Source organism: Flavobacterium succinicans LMG 10402 (genome assembly GCF_000611675.1).
GTDB lineage: Bacteria > Bacteroidota > Bacteroidia > Flavobacteriales > Flavobacteriaceae > Flavobacterium > Flavobacterium succinicans.
The window spans coordinates 58,371-75,113 of the sequence record NZ_JATV01000004.1 but is presented as its reverse complement, the minus strand read 5'-3'; the positions used below and the strand labels follow the sequence as shown (position 1 = coordinate 75,113).

The 16,743-nt window shown below is 34.5% G+C and carries 19 protein-coding genes; 1 reads left to right on the top strand and 18 read right to left on the bottom strand.

All coding sequences use genetic code 11. The features are described from left to right. Positions 1-57 precede the first annotated feature (57 nt). From AO58_RS0104280 to AO58_RS0104215, 14 genes are all read right to left on the bottom strand, one after another. Positions 58-1,086 carry a hypothetical protein gene (locus AO58_RS0104280; protein WP_024980518.1) on the bottom strand — a complete coding sequence of 343 codons (1,029 nt, stop codon included), beginning with the start codon at positions 1,084-1,086 and terminating at the stop codon, positions 58-60. Beyond that, complete coding sequence (locus AO58_RS0104275; RefSeq protein ID WP_024980517.1) at positions 1,064-2,692, bottom strand: flavin monoamine oxidase family protein; 1,629 nt, start codon at positions 2,690-2,692, stop codon at positions 1,064-1,066. Before AO58_RS0104275 ends, AO58_RS0104280 begins: the two co-directional genes overlap by 23 nt. Beyond that, positions 2,667-4,187 carry a polyamine aminopropyltransferase gene (locus tag AO58_RS0104270; RefSeq protein ID WP_024980516.1) on the bottom strand — a complete coding sequence of 507 codons (1,521 nt, stop codon included), beginning with the start codon at positions 4,185-4,187 and terminating at the stop codon, positions 2,667-2,669. Before AO58_RS0104270 ends, AO58_RS0104275 begins: the two co-directional genes overlap by 26 nt. Next, positions 4,180-4,395, bottom strand: a complete 216-nt coding sequence (locus AO58_RS0104265) for a DUF350 domain-containing protein (protein WP_024980515.1) — start codon at positions 4,393-4,395, stop codon at positions 4,180-4,182. The genes AO58_RS0104270 and AO58_RS0104265 overlap by 8 nt, the downstream gene beginning before the upstream one ends. Positions 4,396-4,409: 14 nt before the next feature. Continuing rightward, the gene (locus AO58_RS0104260; protein WP_035717397.1) at positions 4,410-4,589 is read right to left on the bottom strand and encodes a hypothetical protein; all 180 of its coding nucleotides are present in this window, start codon (positions 4,587-4,589) and stop codon (positions 4,410-4,412) included. Positions 4,590-4,605: 16 nt separating this feature from the next. Beyond that, on the bottom strand, positions 4,606-5,802 hold the full coding sequence (locus tag AO58_RS16930) for a DUF4178 domain-containing protein (protein ID WP_024980513.1): 1,197 nt from the start codon (positions 5,800-5,802) through the stop codon (positions 4,606-4,608). 3 nt (positions 5,803-5,805) lie between these two features. Next, entirely contained in the window at positions 5,806-6,168 is a 363-nt protein-coding gene (locus tag AO58_RS0104250; RefSeq protein ID WP_024980512.1) for an S-adenosylmethionine decarboxylase family protein, read from the bottom strand. Positions 6,169-6,531: 363 nt separating this feature from the next. Continuing rightward, on the bottom strand, positions 6,532-7,461 hold the full coding sequence (locus AO58_RS0104245) for a DUF3078 domain-containing protein (protein ID WP_024980511.1): 930 nt from the start codon (positions 7,459-7,461) through the stop codon (positions 6,532-6,534). Positions 7,462-7,884: 423 nt separating this feature from the next. Beyond that, the gene (locus AO58_RS0104240) at positions 7,885-8,394 is read right to left on the bottom strand and encodes a DUF2480 family protein (RefSeq protein WP_024980510.1); all 510 of its coding nucleotides are present in this window, start codon (positions 8,392-8,394) and stop codon (positions 7,885-7,887) included. A 138-nt stretch (positions 8,395-8,532) separates the two neighbouring features. Then, a complete protein-coding gene (locus AO58_RS0104235; RefSeq protein ID WP_024980509.1) occupies positions 8,533-8,856 on the bottom strand; it encodes a DUF59 domain-containing protein in 324 nt (107 codons plus the stop codon). A gap of 119 nt (positions 8,857-8,975) precedes the next feature. Further along, positions 8,976-9,389, bottom strand: a complete 414-nt coding sequence (locus tag AO58_RS0104230; protein ID WP_024980508.1) for a GxxExxY protein — start codon at positions 9,387-9,389, stop codon at positions 8,976-8,978. 30 nt (positions 9,390-9,419) lie between these two features. Then, positions 9,420-9,842 carry a SufE family protein gene (locus AO58_RS0104225; RefSeq protein ID WP_024980507.1) on the bottom strand — a complete coding sequence of 141 codons (423 nt, stop codon included), beginning with the start codon at positions 9,840-9,842 and terminating at the stop codon, positions 9,420-9,422. 2 nt (positions 9,843-9,844) lie between these two features. Then, positions 9,845-10,270 carry a hypothetical protein gene (locus AO58_RS0104220; protein ID WP_024980506.1) on the bottom strand — a complete coding sequence of 142 codons (426 nt, stop codon included), beginning with the start codon at positions 10,268-10,270 and terminating at the stop codon, positions 9,845-9,847. A 13-nt stretch (positions 10,271-10,283) separates the two neighbouring features. Next, on the bottom strand, positions 10,284-11,498 hold the full coding sequence (locus tag AO58_RS0104215) for an aminotransferase class V-fold PLP-dependent enzyme (RefSeq protein ID WP_024980505.1): 1,215 nt from the start codon (positions 11,496-11,498) through the stop codon (positions 10,284-10,286). Between the two features lie 204 nt (positions 11,499-11,702). Here AO58_RS0104215 and AO58_RS0104210 point away from each other — a divergent pair, with 204 nt between their 5' ends. Continuing rightward, positions 11,703-13,049, top strand: a complete 1,347-nt coding sequence (locus tag AO58_RS0104210) for a serine hydrolase domain-containing protein (protein WP_024980504.1) — start codon at positions 11,703-11,705, stop codon at positions 13,047-13,049. Positions 13,050-13,113: 64 nt separating this feature from the next. Here AO58_RS0104210 and AO58_RS0104205 read toward each other — a convergent pair whose 3' ends face one another. The 4 genes from AO58_RS0104205 to sufC all read right to left on the bottom strand — a co-directional run bounded on the left by AO58_RS0104205 (position 13,114) and on the right by sufC (position 16,740). Continuing rightward, positions 13,114-13,689: a chalcone isomerase family protein gene (locus tag AO58_RS0104205; protein WP_024980503.1), complete on the bottom strand. Its 576-nt coding sequence runs from the start codon at positions 13,687-13,689 to the stop codon at positions 13,114-13,116. Positions 13,690-13,873: 184 nt separating this feature from the next. After that, a complete protein-coding gene (locus AO58_RS0104200; RefSeq protein WP_024980502.1) occupies positions 13,874-14,473 on the bottom strand; it encodes a Uma2 family endonuclease in 600 nt (199 codons plus the stop codon). A gap of 118 nt (positions 14,474-14,591) precedes the next feature. After that, positions 14,592-15,905: a Fe-S cluster assembly protein SufD gene (gene sufD, locus AO58_RS0104195; RefSeq protein ID WP_035717374.1), complete on the bottom strand. Its 1,314-nt coding sequence runs from the start codon at positions 15,903-15,905 to the stop codon at positions 14,592-14,594. Between the two features lie 82 nt (positions 15,906-15,987). Then, a complete protein-coding gene (gene sufC, locus AO58_RS0104190; RefSeq protein WP_024980500.1) occupies positions 15,988-16,740 on the bottom strand; it encodes a Fe-S cluster assembly ATPase SufC in 753 nt (250 codons plus the stop codon). Positions 16,741-16,743: the final 3 nt, after the last annotated feature.

Below are 16,743 nucleotides of genomic sequence, written 5' to 3'. Positions count from 1 at the left end.
AGCGATTTTTCTATATGAAGAATACATTCAATGAAGAATTAGGTCTATGCAAAAAAATTATTCGCTTTTTGAGATGTTGTTTTTCTTCCAAATAAATCCATCCAAGAGATAATGAGTAAATTGTGGTACGGTTAGTAAGGGTACAATTAAGAAATACCAATTTGAAAAATCTTCTGTCGTACCTGACAACTGTTCCTTCCAAACTAAAATTTCCCAAAGATATTCTTCAGAAAAAGCAATCAAAAGCAAAACGACGATGAAAAGTAAAAGTCCTTTAAAATATTTGAAATAGTATAACGAATGCAATTCTTTGGATGTTTTTTTATCGATTTCATTGAGATAAATAAGCGCTATATACGGGATGCCGTGAGAAACGACATTAAGCAAAGTAAAAATCAAATCGTTATTAAAATAAACGATTCCAAAAAACCAAGACAAAATGGTTCCTAGCAGTATTGCATTTTTTGGAATATTGATATAATTATTCTTAACGCCAAAGTAACTTGTTCGGACTACATAAAAAAGAAGCATACAACCGTAAATCCAGCTCAAAACCATAATTAAGAAAGGACTTTCAAAATGCAAGAATTCGTTTTCTACAAACCAATTAAATTCCCTTGGCGATGATAAAAACCAATACAACATAGGGTAAATTGTGGCGGTATAAATTATTAAGTTGTCAATCCAAGCCCATTTTTTTGATTCATTTCGTGCATATAAACGCATAAAGCCATATTGTTGTCTGATGAAATGAAAAACAGCTATATATGCCATTGTAGACCAAAAGACTTTACTTCCAAAAGAAAATAAAACGATTCCAATTAGAAAGCATACAATAGGCAAACCGACTAATAATTTTTTTCTTTTCTGAAATTCGCTTGCAACAAAGTAGGTTTTAAATAAAGTAGCATAAACGTGTGCAACATCTATAAAAACAATCAGAAAGAGCCAAGTATAAAACGAATACTTAGTTTCTATTTGTTGCAGCTGTTTTTGAAATAGAAATACAATAGCAACCACCAAAAAGGAAGGCGATAAGATAAATATACTATCTGTTTTGGCTTTATGAATCCAAGGTTGTTGCATCGAGCATTGTATTTACAGTGTTAATTCCTTGATGAAAGGCTTCTTCAAAAATTGAGATACCCGATAAATCACTATGAGCAAAAAACAACGTATTGTCGATAGGTTTTGCAGCTTCTTTTTTGGTATCACTAAAAATAAAATTAGGAACAGGACTAATCATTCCGTGACCTAATAAATGAACTTCGATACTTTCAGTTAGAGATTCAATATTGGGATGGGCTATTTTTAAATCATCAAAAACCATTTGTTTCCAATATTCTTTGGTCTTTTTATACACTTCTCTGCGTGTTTTTTTCAAATCGGCACTAGAGAAACTGTAATAATAAGTGATTACTTTTTTATCCTGTAGTTGTTGAAGGGATTGATGTTGGTCGTAGACATACCCCAAACCTTTTGAACCATAAATTACATTATCCCAACACAAAGGAAAGCTGCCGTTATCATTTAGATCAGACACAACTAAGGTAGCCAATAGCCATGGTGTGTAATGAAAATGTGAAGCCAAATCTTTTCGGTTTTCCAATAGGTATTGATTTACAAATTGAGGCGTTGCTAGTATCATCTTATTTGCAGTTATTGCAATGGTTGTTTTAGTTTCATTATCAAAAACTTTGGCAACTGCTTTTTGGGTATCATTTTCAATTTCGAAAACCAAGTGGTTTTTTAATGATTTCCCTTTTACATATTTTTTCAAGTGATTGGCTAATCTTGAGTTTCCTTCAGGCCAAGTAAGCACTGAATCTTGATGGTCTTCGGAAGCATTTTGTTTTCTTGCGGCAAAATAATGAATACCTGCATAAGCAGAAACGTAGGCGATTCCTAAACCAAAATCATCTTTGCAACAATAATCAATATAATTAAAAAGAGGTTTTGCTGTAAAATTTTGACTCTCAAACCATTGTTGCATAGTCATAGCATCCAGTGCTTTCACTTCTTTATTTTGGGAGCATTCAGAAAGTGGAATCGAGAACCAGTACTTTCCCTCTTCATCTTTTTGGCGTCTAAAGCCATCCATTACTTTGAAAAAGCGAACGAATTCTTGATCTTCAGAGGTAGTATTTCCTTCCTTTGGAACGACTCCTTCTTGCCAATTATTTCTATAAAACAAACGTTCTTCGGGAGCCAAAGTCAGCTGAGTTTCATCGAATTTTGGGAACCCTTTGGAGTCATAACCTATTATTATTTTTTCTTCTTCTAAAAATTCCAATAAGGCTTTATCCTCTAAATTCGGTAAAGGCAAATAATGGGCTCCCAATGGATATTTAGAATACTGGTTCTCGCCATTGGATGAATTGCCACCCAAATGATCTTCTAATTCGACCATTAAAAAATCAGTAATTCCTCTTTTGGTCAGTTGTCTGGCCGCACTCAATCCTGAAATTCCGCCACCCACAATTAAATAAGGAACGGTAATTTCTTTTGTCGGTTTAGGGAAATTTTTTACTCGAAGGCGATGTCCCAAAATATGATTGGTTCCGGATAATCGAATTAAAAGAGTAACCACTTTTTCTTTACACGCCTCCAATAAAGGAATAGCAAGTAGCGAAGTGGTTATTATTTTTAGAAAGTTTCTTCTTGAATTATTGTAATTTTCCCCATTCTTCATCGAAATAGCGTACTAAAATTTGGTTATCTAATCGATTGATTTCGATGTCTTTTGAAATCATATCTTGAGAAAAATAATTGAATTTATCAAATTGATAATTATAAAAACGCAAAGCATCCACTTTTCGGTTTACAGTATTAAATGTAGTTCCAAAACCATTAATTGCGATGGTAAAACCCCATTCTCCAAACGATGGAACATACGCGTGATACGCATCAATTTGTGGAAAAACTTGCATTACCGTTTTATTAATACACCAAAAGGATTTGGGTGCAAAATAAGGTGAAGTAGTTTGAATAACGACCACAGCATCTTGGTTTAAAAGGTTTTGAATCGTAGCATAAAAATTAAGCGAATACAATTTCCCTAGACTGTAATTGGATGGATCTGGAAAATCAATAATCACGACATCAAATTTTTCTCGACAATTTTTTGCCCAAATGTAGGCGTCTTTATTAAACACCTTCACTTTTGGATTATTGAGCGAATTAGCATTAAAACCGCTTAAGATGGTATTGGTTTTAAACATTTTGGTCATTCCTTCATCCAAATCGACAAGTGTTACTTTTTGCACCTCTTTGTATTTCAAGATTTCTCTAACGGCAAGTCCATCACCACCGCCTAAAACCAAAACATTCGACACGCTTTTTGCCATTGATAATGCGGGATGCACCAGCGCTTCGTGATAGCGGTATTCATCGGTCGAGCTAAACTGTAAGTTATTGTTAAGGTACAGGCGATAGTCACTTTTGTTGTGCGTTAAAACAATTCTTTGATAAGGAGTAGTGTTGGTATACACAATATTTTCACCATAGAGTTTCCCTTCTGAGTAGGACAAAATTTTATCAGAGAATATAAAGACAGCTAATAAAATTACAAAGGAAAGTATGGCTTTGCTTCGAACTAAATGCACTTTTTTCAACTCATTTTTGAGTAAGTAACAGAGGACAATGGCAATAGATACATTGATCATTCCGAAGAATAAGGAAGTACCCATAATGCCTAGTTTTGGTACTAAAACCAAGGGAAATAATATGGAAGCCAATAAAGCTCCAATGTAATCAAAAGTAAAAACGTTTGAGACTAAATCTTTAAATTCGACTTTGTCTTTCAGAATATTCATCAAGAGTGGAATCTCTAATCCAACCAAACAACCTGTTACAAAAACAAGGAAGTAAAGTATAAACTGAAAGGAATTAATACTTTCAAAAAGCAGGAACAAAATCACGGAGCTCAATCCTCCAATTAATCCAACCAAAATTTCAATTTCAACAAAAGTATTGAGCAGATTTTTGGTCAAAAATTTTGAAAAGTAGGAGCCAATTCCCATTGAAAAAAGATAAACTCCAATGATAAACGAGAATTGTTTTACCGAATCGCCCAATAAATAACTGGCCAAAGTACCCGCAACTAGCTCGTAAACGAGTCCACAAGTAGCAATGGTGAATACGGCAAAAAGTAATAAATATTCAAATTTTAAAATCTTTTTACCCATGAATTGCGGCACTAATAATCATTGAAATTCCAATGATAAAGGCTCCAAAAACAATTGCCAAAGCCACATTATTATTCTTTGAAATTTGAGACCAAGTATTTTCGGGAGTTAATTTTTCGATGATAAAATAGGTGATCAATAAAATTGCAATACCTATAAGCGAAAAGATGATAGATGCTAAAATAGGTCTCATAGTTAAAATTTCCATAGTATTTTGTTTAGTTATTTGTGATAAAAATGATTTACTGAGCGATTGCCTTGTGCAGGGCGATAATTTTCCGTGGTTTCGCAATCGCAAATGCTATTGCCTTGCCAATTGTAATACACAAAAAGCGCATAAAATAAACCTCCTACGAGCAGTGCAATGAAGTTGGATTGCACAAATTCTTTTACTTTTTCCATATTGTATTTAAAATGATTATTCCCATCTTTTTTCTTCAAATGACTTTTCTAAATAATAAATAGCAACGACAAATACGGTCATAAAAATATAAATCATCCAGACATTTCTTGTAGAAGGACTAGACCAACTCGCTTGAATATGCACTGTTTGGTTTTGAGTATCTTCTTTTGCCTTCATTGGGGTAATGGTCAAATGGTATTTACCAGCAGCGACTCCACAAATATTAAATTCTTCAGAAGTATCGCCTTCAGTCCAATTTTCACCATCGGTATAGCCATGATAGTACTCTATATCCTTGTTGGCATACACTTCGTCGCCATTTTTTTCATTGATTAATGCTACTTGCACATTTGCCCAAGAATTATCTACATTAGAGTGCAATTGTATGGTCAATGGAGCTGAACTTCCTTTCAATTCAAATGAAGGAGTAACAAAATCTTTTTTAGCATATTCATCAAATGCGATGGAGGTATCGAGAACCTTTTGTTCGACACGATCTTTGTTTAGGAACCAATGAGTAATCAAAATTAAAAAAGCAATTCCACAAAAAATAAGTGCCGTATTTCTAACATTTATTAGAAAGGGTTGTACTTGACCAATGCCTCTTTTTGAAGGTAAAGAAGTAGTAGCGAACGCTTTTTTTATCGCTCTAGTAGAAATATGTTTTCCTAAGAAAGCTGTTTGTTGATGGCCCACTTTTTCAAAACTAAGCAAGAAGGGTGGATGAATATATTCTATAAGCTCAACATTTTTGTAAATATCAAAATCGAAAAAGCCTTTTGAGGCGACTACCTTTGGATAGTAATAATCATAGCGATCATAGGTGATTTCGTTATGCTCTACTGTTAAAGGATGATTGCCAACTTTGGTATCATAAGTAATCTCGTTTAGAAGAATCCAATGCCCATCAGATTCAGAGAGGTATAAAAAGTTGCCATTTTTTGATTGTAAAATGTATTCTCTCCACTCAAAGTCTTGGTGTGATTTGATCACTAATCCAGTTACTTGATAGTCAACATTATCAAATACGGCAGTTTTGCTAATCTCAAATGTATTCTCAAAGGAGCAGGGTTGAGACTTCATATAAAGCGAAAGACCCGCACCTTCTTTGTTTTTATAGACATAGTTACAAGCAGGGCAAGCAAAAACTTCAACTTCAAAATTTACCTCAAGAGTTGTAGTTGTATTACAGTTATAACAAGGGACAGTCATGTATTATCTATTAATTTCGAATTCCTTTAGAATTTTTGCTTCAAAGTAGCTGATATATTCTTGTGTAATGTCTTTTACTTTTTGTGTATTGTCTTGCAAATAGTTACATAAATATACATCCAAAGTCAATTGATTGAATTCAGGCCATGTATGAATGCAAATATGAGATTCTTTTAAACAAATGGCTATGGTAAAACTATTGTTTTCGAAAATATGTTCACTAATCCCCACTTTTTCTAGTTGGTATTGTGTAATTAAATTTTCAGAAAATTGGATAAAATTTTCACTTGTAGTCAGTTTAGCATTATCTTGTACTTCGAGTGTTACAAGCTTATGTAAACCAGGATAATAGTCGTTTGTAGTCATTAACTAGGCACAGTTGAGGCTAAATTATAGTATATTTTTTACGAATATAGTATTTTTCAAAATAAACTTGTATGTATTTGTGATTTTAATCTTTCAAATATAGTACTGCAGCTTCAAAAAGCGTACCTATATCCTTTTACCTTACTGCATAATAAGTTGCTCGTCCTTCTCATAACTACTAAAAAATTAACTTTATAGTGAACACAAACCTACTATCCATTTTTAGCAATTTTTTTTTAGTATCAAACCGGCTGGACGGGACTCATTGCAGAGATTATTCATCGATTGAACTTGGATGAAAAGTAAAAAAATAAAGCCCTTCCATGATTGAAAGGGCTTTTTAACTATACTAATGCCGTTATTTTAAAAACTATAATTTACGCCCAACCCAAATACTTGACGAGTTTGAAAGCCTTGAAAAGCATTGTCATCATAAATGGCTTGAAAGTTCAAGTTGGCTGATAAAACTCTGTTGATTTTCATGACAATAGCCAGTGAATAATCAATATCAACATTTTGTGGATCTTCTAAATAATTGGTATAAAGATTCAAGGTGTTTTCAGCAGAAACATTCGTCATCAAATTAAACTTATAGTAAGCCGAAGCATAAAAACCCAATTCGTAGCGCAAGCTTTTATTAGCATCAACCCCAAAATAAGCTCCATCTACATAACCCGTTTGGGAGGTATAAAAATCGTCTACAAAAGTCATTTTAGAGGTCAAAGGCGCAAAATTCAATCGTAAATGGTCTCCCTTTTTCCAGAACAAACCAGGACCAAAAGTAAGATATCCTGGAGACAAAAAGTTGGTGTTCTCCGTTCTGATTTCTGCTCCATTGGCATCTTTTCCATAAATATAACCACGGGTAAATTGAGTCCTAAAATTCAGAAATAAAGAGTAGTACCAATTCCCAAAAGCGTGTTGTCCTAGGGTAGAATTGAATTCGAAACGGTCATCGGTTTTTTTCTCAAAATCGGCATTTTTGGTTTGTAGCAAACCGTAAGAAGCAATGATTTTGTTGTCCCAAGTTAGTTTGTCTTTTTTGTAATTGAAATCATAGTTGATGCCTAAATTTCCAGACAAGTTGTTTTCCCCTCCTGCAATCCAGTTATTAAAATTAGATTGGCTAAAAAGAAATGCAATATTTCCTTTTTTACGCCAGCCGTTCGGCAAAGTATCATTGATGTTCTTTACGGCTGCCTCGGTGTTTTTGATTAGCTCTTTCTCGGTGTTTTGTGCCTGTACTTCAGCAACGGAATAAAGCAAAAACAGGGCAATTACAATGGCTCTCATCTTGTTTGGTTTTAAGGTTCTTACTCAAATGTAGTAAAAACCATTAAAATACTGAAAAATAAATGGTTATAAACTCCTAAAAATGATACCAAAAAGGAAAATTGTAGCTCCCTAACCCCGATTGCTTCGCCAGTTCGCTATCGCTCGGGTATGACGGATAGCCTACCGTCTGGACACATCTTTTGATAGGCCACAGATGACACAGATTGAACGGATTTAAACCAATAAATTTGTTGTCTTTTAAAAAAATGTATTGAAAAAACATAAGTTTTGTAAATAATATTTTTAATATACAAACAAAAATCAGCGATAATCTGACCAATCTGCGTGCCTTTTTAACATAAAAATATTTGTGTCCAGACGGTAGGCGGAAGCGGGACTTTGCCTCCTGAAAATGCCCATTGCTGGGGTTTCTAAAAAAAATTACGTTTTGAGTCTTTTGTACAAAGGCACTGCAGAACAAGCCTCACCATACATAATACTTTTGGCCAAAGGTTGCAATTTTTGAATGGCCATAAGATAAGCGCTTTCTGGTACTGGTTTTTTGGAACAGCCTTTAATAATCAAAGGATGATCTTGATATTCGGAATAATCGAGTTGGTTGAGGATGTCTTGATACAAGGCAGTGTTCAAATCATCTATGGTGCCCAACACGACCTTTTTAGTAAAAGGTATGAGATAAGTCGTCACTAAAATTAATGCCCATGCGGGGATAATGGCATCAGTACTACAATGCACCGCCACATAATGGTCTTGGTATTGCGACCAATCCTGATTTTTTAAGGCTTCCCGAAAGTCTTTTTCTTTTAATAAAAAACCATCCAACAACCATTGCGAAACATCAATTTGTGTTCGAATGCCGCTTGGATAATAATCTTCTAAATCGAAGACTTTTAGCGCACTATTGGCTACTTTATTTACTATTTCGTCCATCTTTTTAAATTAGTATTCAGTGGTCAGTTTCATCTGAGTACTAAAAACTGAACACTCCTTTTCAATTAGTAGTTAGCAATCAGTCCTTAGTGGTCAGTATGACTGGGTACTAAAGACTGACTACTGAACACTCTTTAATTAAAGCATTCCCAATTCTAATTTAGCTTCTTCACTCATTAAATCCTTGCTCCAAGGTGGGTCGAAAGTGATTTCTACATCAGCATCTTTTACATGCTCAATTGATTTTATTTTTTCGGCCACTTCTCTTGGCAAACTTTCGGCCACGGGGCAATTTGGGGAAGTCAGAGTCATCAAGATTTTTACTTCATAATCGGTATTGACCATCACGTCATAAATCAATCCCAATTCGTAAATATCTACTGGAATCTCCGGATCGTAAATCGTTTTTAATTTGTTTACGATAGCTTCTCCTAATGCTTCGGTGTTTATTTCTTCTGTCATTTTTTTTGTATTTAAAACATATGAGTCATATGAGTTTTTTTATTTTCTAAAGTCTGGATATAAGTTCATGTAAGTAATAAACTTATAAAATATATTTTATAATCAAATTTGATTTATCGTTAATCATCAAGTCCTCTGTAATATTCATTTACCATTGTTTTTTGTCCCTCATAGTATATATTCTTAACGCCAAAATTAATTAACAAACCCATTGGAGCCTTCAATAAATTCATATAGGTAAGTAGTTGAGCATCAAAAATTGGATTGATTTCTGCAACCGATTTTAATTCAACAACCAACGAATTCTCAATAAACAAATCACATCTAAGTTTTGATTCCAATTCAAATCCTTTATATGTTAAAGGAATTTGAAGTTCAGAAGAATAATTTATTTTGCGCAATTCTAATTCCTTTTTAATACATTGATGATAAATGTTTTCTAGTAGACCTGATCCTAAACTTTTATGAACTTCTATCGCTGCTCCATTTACCTGATACACCAATTCTTTTAAAAAAGTTCTTGTTATTTTCATCTTTGAAAAAAACTTTAATGGCTTATATGTTTAATTATTTTTTGCATCAAATGCCAAAGCATACATTTTGATGTTTTTAATCATCGATACTAAACCATTGGCTCTGGTAGGTGACAAATGCTCTTTTAACCCAATTTCACCGATAAAATCCATCTCTGCGTTCAAGATATCAGCAGGTTTCTGGTTCGAGAATGCGCGAATTAAAATCGCGATTATGCCTTTGGTCAAAATCGCATCACTATCGGCAGTGAATACAATTTTATCCTCTTTTTGCTGGCCTTGTAACCAAACTTTCGACTGGCATCCTTTGATTAAATTATCGTCGGTTTTGGCAGCTTCTTCGATTAAAGGCAAATTTTTTCCTAACTCAATAATGTATTCGTAACGCTGCATCCAGTCGTCGAACATTGAAAATTCATCTACAATTTCGTCTTGTATTTCTTTGATACTCATGCTTATTTTTCGCTATATGAAACTAATAAGGTTACTATTTTTTCTATGTCTTTTTGGGGAAATCCGTGGTCAAAACTTTTGGAGATGTAGGCCTTTCCACCGTCGGAAATGGCTAGGTTGGCAATCGCTGCTCCATCATATAATCGCTTTGCAGTTGGCGCTTTCAATGAAGGGATTTTTTCTAAATTCAATACAGAAAAGACACTTTCAAGCTCTTTCATTTCTTGCGCGGTCAGCACAACTTCATAGGGCTTTTCATTCCTACCTTTGATGACCCAAACTTTTTGATTTTCGACCCAAACACTCAAATATACTCCTCTAGATTGCGCAGTATACGTGATGGATGAAGTACTAAAATCATTGATTTTTTGACTTTTACAACTACTTATTATAACAAAAATAAAAATCAATTGACTAATCCACTTCATCTTTTTTAGGTGTTTATGACAGCATCATTTTGGCTTTTTTTACCGCCTCCACTAAGCTATCGATTTCTTCTTTGGTATTATAAAACGAAAAAGACGCTCGAATCGTTCCTGGAATTTCAAAGAAATTCATAATCGGTTGGGCACAATGGTGTCCCGTTCGAACAGCTATTCCTAATTTATCGATAATGGTCCCAATATCGTATGGGTGAATCCCGTCTATATTAAAAGAAATCACCGAAGTTTTATTTTCTGAAGTACCAAAAATACGCAAGCCTTCTATTTCTAACAAGCGTTGTGTACCGTATTCTAGAAGTGCCAACTCTTGGGCCTGAATGTTTTCAAAACCTATGGCATTCATATAATCTACCGCAGTTCCAAGGACAATTCCTCCAGCAATATTAGGCGTTCCTGCTTCGAATTTATGTGGCAAATCCGCATAAGTGGTTTTTTCAAAAGTTACCTCTTTGATCATTTCGCCTCCACCTTGATAGGGTGGTAATTTATTTAACCAAGCTTCTTTTCCATACAAAATTCCAGTGCCTGTCGGTCCACACATTTTATGTCCAGAAAAGGCATAAAAATCGCAATCCAATGCTTGAACATCGGGTTTCAAATGCGGTACCGCTTGCGCTCCGTCAATAAAAACTGCTGCTCCAAATTCATGCGATTTGTCAATGATGTATTTTATAGGATTAATCGTTCCTAAAGCGTTAGAGATATGATTTACCGTAACGATTTTGGTTTTTTCGGATAGTAATTCATCAAATGCAGACAAGATCAACTCCCCTTTTTCATTCATTGGAATAACCTTTAGCGAAGCACCTGTTCTCTCGCAAAGCATTTGCCAAGGCACAATATTGCTATGATGCTCTAAAGCAGACACCAATACCTCATCGCCTGATTTTAATAGAGAAGCAAACCCATTCGCTACCAAATTCACGCCATGAGTAGTACCTGAAGTAAACAAAACTTCGTGGGCGTGCTTGGCATTGATATGTTGTTGTATTTTCCCTCTGGACAATTCGTAAGCATCTGTAGCTAATTGGCTCAAGGTATGTACGCCACGATGGATGTTGGCGTTGATTTCTTGGTAATACTTTGCAATCGCATCAATCACTACTTGTGGCTTTTGCGAAGTCGCTCCGTTATCGAAATAAACCAAAGGTTTTCCGTTGACTTTTTGAGAAAGGATTGGAAAATCGGCTCTTATTTTTTGAAGATCTAACATGACTTAATTTAGAATTTTTCTAAATACAAAAGTAGTGAAACTGTAGCTAATTTTTAGCAAACAGTTGTTAATAAAACTTGATACCCAAATAGGCATCATTTATTGAAAAAACCATTCTTAGTTTGAGCAAGGAAAGGAAAGAAAAAAATAAAACCAAACACAAGGTTTCCAACTTTTTGCTACATTGCTTAAAAATAACATTTTATGAAGAAAATTATAAAAAGTATCGGAATCCTTCTTTTGCTTGTTCTTGGGTATATTGGATATACCACCTATCCTCAACTCGATTTAATCTCTGGTTTTTCGGCCAAAAGTATGGCTTCGGGGCATTTTATTGACCATCGCTCGCAAGAGATGATCGAACAAGGAGATAATGATATTGACCTGATTGACCTTGCCAAAAATGAAATCGATGACAACGCCAAAACCGCTACTTCTTCTGTTTACGGATTAAAAACTAGAAAAGCGATTTATCGAGAGGGTTTAGGGGCCACCTTAATCAATGATGATTTCGATGTTTCAAAACCCTATCTAACCCCAAAACGCAACTTTACACAAAATAATTTGCCTTTCCCTTACGGAAATAATGAAGCCAAAGACACTGTTTTTGCTAATGTGGATTATTCAAAACTAACAGCCGCAGTAAACAATGCCTTCGATCCAAAAGGACAAAAGAAAAAAAGATCAAGAGCCGTTTTAGTGATTTATAAAGACAAAATTATTGCAGAAAAATACGATACTGGATTTAGCAAAAACAGTAAAATTTTGGGATGGTCTATGACCAAAAGCATCACTGCTACTCTTTTTGGAATACTCCAAAAACAAGGAAAATACGATATCAACAAACCCGCTCCAATTCGCGAATGGCAAAACGATGAACGAAAAAAAATCACAACCAACGATTTGTTGCATATGAATTCTGGATTGGAATGGGAAGAAGCCTATGATAAAATATGCGATGCTACCAAAATGTTGTTCATAGCCGAAAATATGGGACGCGTACAGCTCGAAAAACCAGCTGCCTACGCTCCAAATACCCATTGGAATTACTCCTCGGGAACTAGTAATTTATTGTCTTATATCTTGCGTAAGCAGTTCAAAACCCATCAAGAATATTTGGATTTTTGGTATGCACAATTGATTGATCGAATTGGAATGCATTCCATGCTAATCGAAACCGATATGGTTGGGAATTATGTTGGATCATCTTATGGATGGGCAACCGCAAGGGATTGGGCTAAATTTGGGTTATTGTATTTGCATAAAGGCAACTGGAACGGCGACCAAGTCTTTGATGCCAATTGGGAGAATTATGTAAGCACGCCCACCAACGATTCTAACGAAGGTTATGGAGCGCACTTTTGGCTGAATGCCGGTGGTCATTTCCCTGCCGCGCCGCGTGATATGTACTCCTGCAATGGCTACCAAGGACAAAAGGTGTTTATTATTCCGTCTTTGGATTTGGTTATTGTTAGAATGGGATTAAGCGACGAAGCAAAATATGATGTAAATGAATTGCTAAAAGGAGTGATTGGAAGTTTTAAGAAGTAACCTCTACCCTATAGAACCACAAACCCGACAATTTTAAAAAGTTGCCGGGTTTGTTATTTTTAAATTATTTTATTCCGAGTAAATCCTTTTTCAATTGTTCGTCTACAGGGTTGTTGGAAAGCCAAATTCCAAATAATGCAATTTTAAAATCAATCCCGGGAACGGTTCCTTTTAATTCATTATTTTTAAAGACATACACAGAAGAATCCAACGGATTGTATATCAAATTAAAAACATCATTTTGTACAATTTCATCAGATAAATAACTTTTAAACTTTTCAATTCGTGTACGTAACGACTCTAAATTAGCACCCGCAGAGCGTTCAAATCCACTATTAAAATTTCGAGTCAATTTTCCTGAGGAAACCATAGCAGAAGTAATTTGGATACGAATAGCCATTTCGGTATTGCTTTGCATCACTTCAAAAGGTTTGTCGCTGTAAAAAGATTGATAAAGCGCCTGAACATAGACATCAACCCACAATTTCGATCGAACACCAAAACCGCTTAAATCCATTACTTTTCCTTTAAATTCTAGTGTTCTAGGAATGACTACACCATTAGCGACAAATGTATTTTGAGCAGAAAGTGAGGTAAATTGAACAACAACAAATACAACAAGTACAACAATTTTCTTCATAATAATAACAGCTTTAAATTTTTGTTTTTTGTTAAATTTATTTTTCTGATTAATTCGTAAAAATTAGTTTCTAAATCTATGAATAAAAACAATTAAAATATAAAAAAATAAGAATAATATATTCCAAAAAAAAACCACTAACTTTTGGTTGGTGGTTCATTATAACTTCCCTTTTTCTACAAAATCAATCTATAAAAATATCAGCCACATTAAAGCTCAATTCTGGAAACAGTGGACTGTGCACTAATCCTTCTTCGGCTATGGGTTTAAGACCGATATATTTATCTTTTTGAAGGGTATAGATTAAAATTGATTTTTGATACGGCTCTACAATCCAATATTCCTTTACGGCATTCTCTTCGTATAAATCAAACTTAATATCCATTTCTTTTTTGGAATTGCCCGGTGAAAGAATCTCGATGATCAAATCTGGCGCACCAAGACAGCCTCTATCATCTAATTTTTCCTTATCGCAAATTACACAAATATCAGGTTGAAATACCGTTGTGATTTCTTTATCTGAGGTGCTTTTTTTAAAGTTTTTTAAGCGCACATCAAATGGCGCAACATAAACATTACATGGAGTTTTTTTGAAATAATTATAAAAAATACCCGTAAGCTCAACTGATATTTCTTGATGTTTTCTACTGGGTGCAGGGCTCATTTTGAAAACTTTCCCTTTCAAAATTTCTAATCTTTCCTTAAAATTCCAGGTAAGGTAGTCGGCATAGGTATACGATTTGGAAAGATCTAAACTGTTAATGTCTGTAATAATTGTTTCCATAAGAATGCAGATTAATACATCAAAGATACTAATTTTTGATAGTGGATAAATCACAAAGGGCACAAAGTCTTTGATAGACTTTATGCCCTTTATATTTTTTTTTGAAACTTATTTAAAACTACAAATCAAACCCTAATTTTACGCCTAATTTATTGGCTATGATAGCTGTAATGCGTTTTTTAAGTTCAGGGATTTTAATGTTTTCGATAACTGCATTCGAGAAAGCGTACATCAATAATGCTTTGGCTTCTTTCTTAGGAATTCCACGTTGTTGCATGTAAAATAATGCCGTTTCATCCAATTGACCAACCGTACAACCGTGAGAACATTTTACATCGTCGGCAAAAATTTCTAACTGTGGTTTGGCATTGATAGTGGCTTTATCACTCAACAAAATATTGTTGCTTTTTTGGAAAGCATTGGTTTTCTGAGCTTCTTTTTCTACGAAAACTTTCCCATTAAAAACACCTGTCGCTCTATCTGAAAATATTCCTTTGTAATCTTGAAAACTTTCGCAGTTTGGCGTTGCGTGGTTTACTAAAGTATAGTGATCAACGTGTTGCTTCTCTCCTATTATCGTAATTCCGTTTAGCGTACTGGTAAGACGTTCTCCAAAATGATAAAAGTTCAAATTGTTTCTGGTTAAGTTTCCACCAAATGAAAAGGTTTGTACAGAGACATGACTTTCTTGTTTTTGAGAAACGTAGGTATTATCAATTAGATTCGCTTCGGCAGCATCATTTTGAATTTTATAGTAATCCACAATAGCGCGTTTTGCAGCAAAAATTTCGGTAACTGAATTGGTCAAAACCGCATTATCATTTAAACATTGGTGTCTTTCAATGATTTGCACATGCGAATTTTCACCTACAATCACCAAATTACGTGGCTGAACCAACAAAGCTTTTTCAGAACCTGTTGAAAAGTACATGATTTCAATAGGCTTATCTACTACTTTACTCTTTGGAATGTTGATGTAAGCTCCTTCGCTAGCAAATGCCGTATTTAAAGAAGTCAATGACTCGTCTTTACTAGCAATTTGGTTAAAATATGTATCAATGATCATTTTGTATTTTGGCTTGTTTAATGTAGAAGACATCAAACAAACATCAATACCATCATGCGTGGTAGCAGACAAATTTGAACTAAACACGCCGTCTACAAAAACGACTTTATACGTATCTACTTCATGCAAAAAATATTTTTGTACTTCTTTGTACTCAATAGTATTTTCGGTATTTGGAAAAACGCTGAAATCATTTTTTAAAATAGCATTCAACGAGGTATATTTCCAAGCTTCCTCTTTTTTGGTGGGGAATCCCTTATTTTCAAAGTTCTTTATCGCTGCAGTACGAATATCATGAAGATCGGTTTGTACATCTATCTTCTCTTCGAACGCCATAAAGGACGATATCAATTTTTCTTTTAACATATTTCTAATTGTTTAAAGTTTAAGGTTTAAAAGTTTAAAGTTGTCATGGGATAACTTTAGACTTTAAACTTTAAACAAATTTTTAGGCTTCTTGTTCTTGTTTGATCCAGTCGTATCCTTTTTCTTCTAGCTCATAGGCCAATTCTTTGGTACCGGATTTTACAATTCTACCATTGTATAAAACGTGTACAAAGTCAGGAACGATATAATCTAATAAACGTTGGTAATGCGTAATCACAACGATAGCATTTTTATCGCTTTTTAGCTTGTTTACGCCATTCGCTACAATTCTAAGCGCATCAATATCCAAACCAGAATCTGTTTCGTCTAGAATAGCTAATTTTGGCTCTAACATTGCCATTTGAAAAATCTCGTTACGTTTCTTCTCTCCTCCAGAAAAACCTTCGTTTAAAGAACGAGATAAAAACTTACGGTCAATTTCTAACAATTCAGATTTTTCACGAATGACTTTCAACATTTCGTTGGCTGGCATTTCTTCTTTTCCATTGGCTTTGCGCGTTTCGTTGATAGCCGTACGCATAAAGTTGGTTACAGAAACTCCAGGAATCTCCACTGGGTATTGAAACGAAAGAAACACCCCTTTGTGTGCTCTTTCTTCTGGACCTAATTCTGCAATATCTTCGTTGTCTAAGATAATTTCGCCTTCGGTTACTTCGTAGTTTTCATTTCCAGCAATAATAGCCGAAAGTGTACTTTTTCCAGCACCGTTAGGTCCCATAATCGCATGCACTTCGCCAGCTTTTACCTCAAGGTTGATTCCTTTTAATATTTCTTTGTCGCCTATTGAGGCGTGTAAATTTTTTATTGATAACATGAG

Excerpts from the sequence above, each read along its gene's own strand:
- AO58_RS0104280 (WP_024980518.1), bottom strand. The coding sequence starts at position 1,086 with ATGCAACAACCTTGGATTCATAAAGCCAAAACAGATAGTATATTTATC.
- AO58_RS0104275 (WP_024980517.1), bottom strand. The coding sequence starts at position 2,692 with ATGAAGAATGGGGAAAATTACAATAATTCAAGAAGAAACTTTCTAAAA.
- AO58_RS0104270 (WP_024980516.1), bottom strand. The coding sequence starts at position 4,187 with ATGGGTAAAAAGATTTTAAAATTTGAATATTTATTACTTTTTGCCGTA.
- AO58_RS0104265 (WP_024980515.1), bottom strand. The coding sequence starts at position 4,395 with ATGGAAATTTTAACTATGAGACCTATTTTAGCATCTATCATCTTTTCG.
- AO58_RS0104260 (WP_035717397.1), bottom strand. The coding sequence starts at position 4,589 with ATGGAAAAAGTAAAAGAATTTGTGCAATCCAACTTCATTGCACTGCTC.
- AO58_RS16930 (WP_024980513.1), bottom strand. The coding sequence starts at position 5,802 with ATGACTGTCCCTTGTTATAACTGTAATACAACTACAACTCTTGAGGTA.
- AO58_RS0104250 (WP_024980512.1), bottom strand. The coding sequence starts at position 6,168 with ATGACTACAAACGACTATTATCCTGGTTTACATAAGCTTGTAACACTC.
- AO58_RS0104245 (WP_024980511.1), bottom strand. The coding sequence starts at position 7,461 with ATGAGAGCCATTGTAATTGCCCTGTTTTTGCTTTATTCCGTTGCTGAA.
- AO58_RS0104240 (WP_024980510.1), bottom strand. The coding sequence starts at position 8,394 with ATGGACGAAATAGTAAATAAAGTAGCCAATAGTGCGCTAAAAGTCTTC.
- AO58_RS0104235 (WP_024980509.1), bottom strand. The coding sequence starts at position 8,856 with ATGACAGAAGAAATAAACACCGAAGCATTAGGAGAAGCTATCGTAAAC.
- AO58_RS0104230 (WP_024980508.1), bottom strand. The coding sequence starts at position 9,389 with ATGAAAATAACAAGAACTTTTTTAAAAGAATTGGTGTATCAGGTAAAT.
- AO58_RS0104225 (WP_024980507.1), bottom strand. The coding sequence starts at position 9,842 with ATGAGTATCAAAGAAATACAAGACGAAATTGTAGATGAATTTTCAATG.
- AO58_RS0104220 (WP_024980506.1), bottom strand. The coding sequence starts at position 10,270 with ATGAAGTGGATTAGTCAATTGATTTTTATTTTTGTTATAATAAGTAGT.
- AO58_RS0104215 (WP_024980505.1), bottom strand. The coding sequence starts at position 11,498 with ATGTTAGATCTTCAAAAAATAAGAGCCGATTTTCCAATCCTTTCTCAA.
- AO58_RS0104210 (WP_024980504.1), top strand. The coding sequence starts at position 11,703 with ATGAAGAAAATTATAAAAAGTATCGGAATCCTTCTTTTGCTTGTTCTT.
- AO58_RS0104205 (WP_024980503.1), bottom strand. The coding sequence starts at position 13,689 with ATGAAGAAAATTGTTGTACTTGTTGTATTTGTTGTTGTTCAATTTACC.
- AO58_RS0104200 (WP_024980502.1), bottom strand. The coding sequence starts at position 14,473 with ATGGAAACAATTATTACAGACATTAACAGTTTAGATCTTTCCAAATCG.
- sufD (WP_035717374.1), bottom strand. The coding sequence starts at position 15,905 with ATGTTAAAAGAAAAATTGATATCGTCCTTTATGGCGTTCGAAGAGAAG.
- sufC (WP_024980500.1), bottom strand. The coding sequence starts at position 16,740 with ATGTTATCAATAAAAAATTTACACGCCTCAATAGGCGACAAAGAAATA.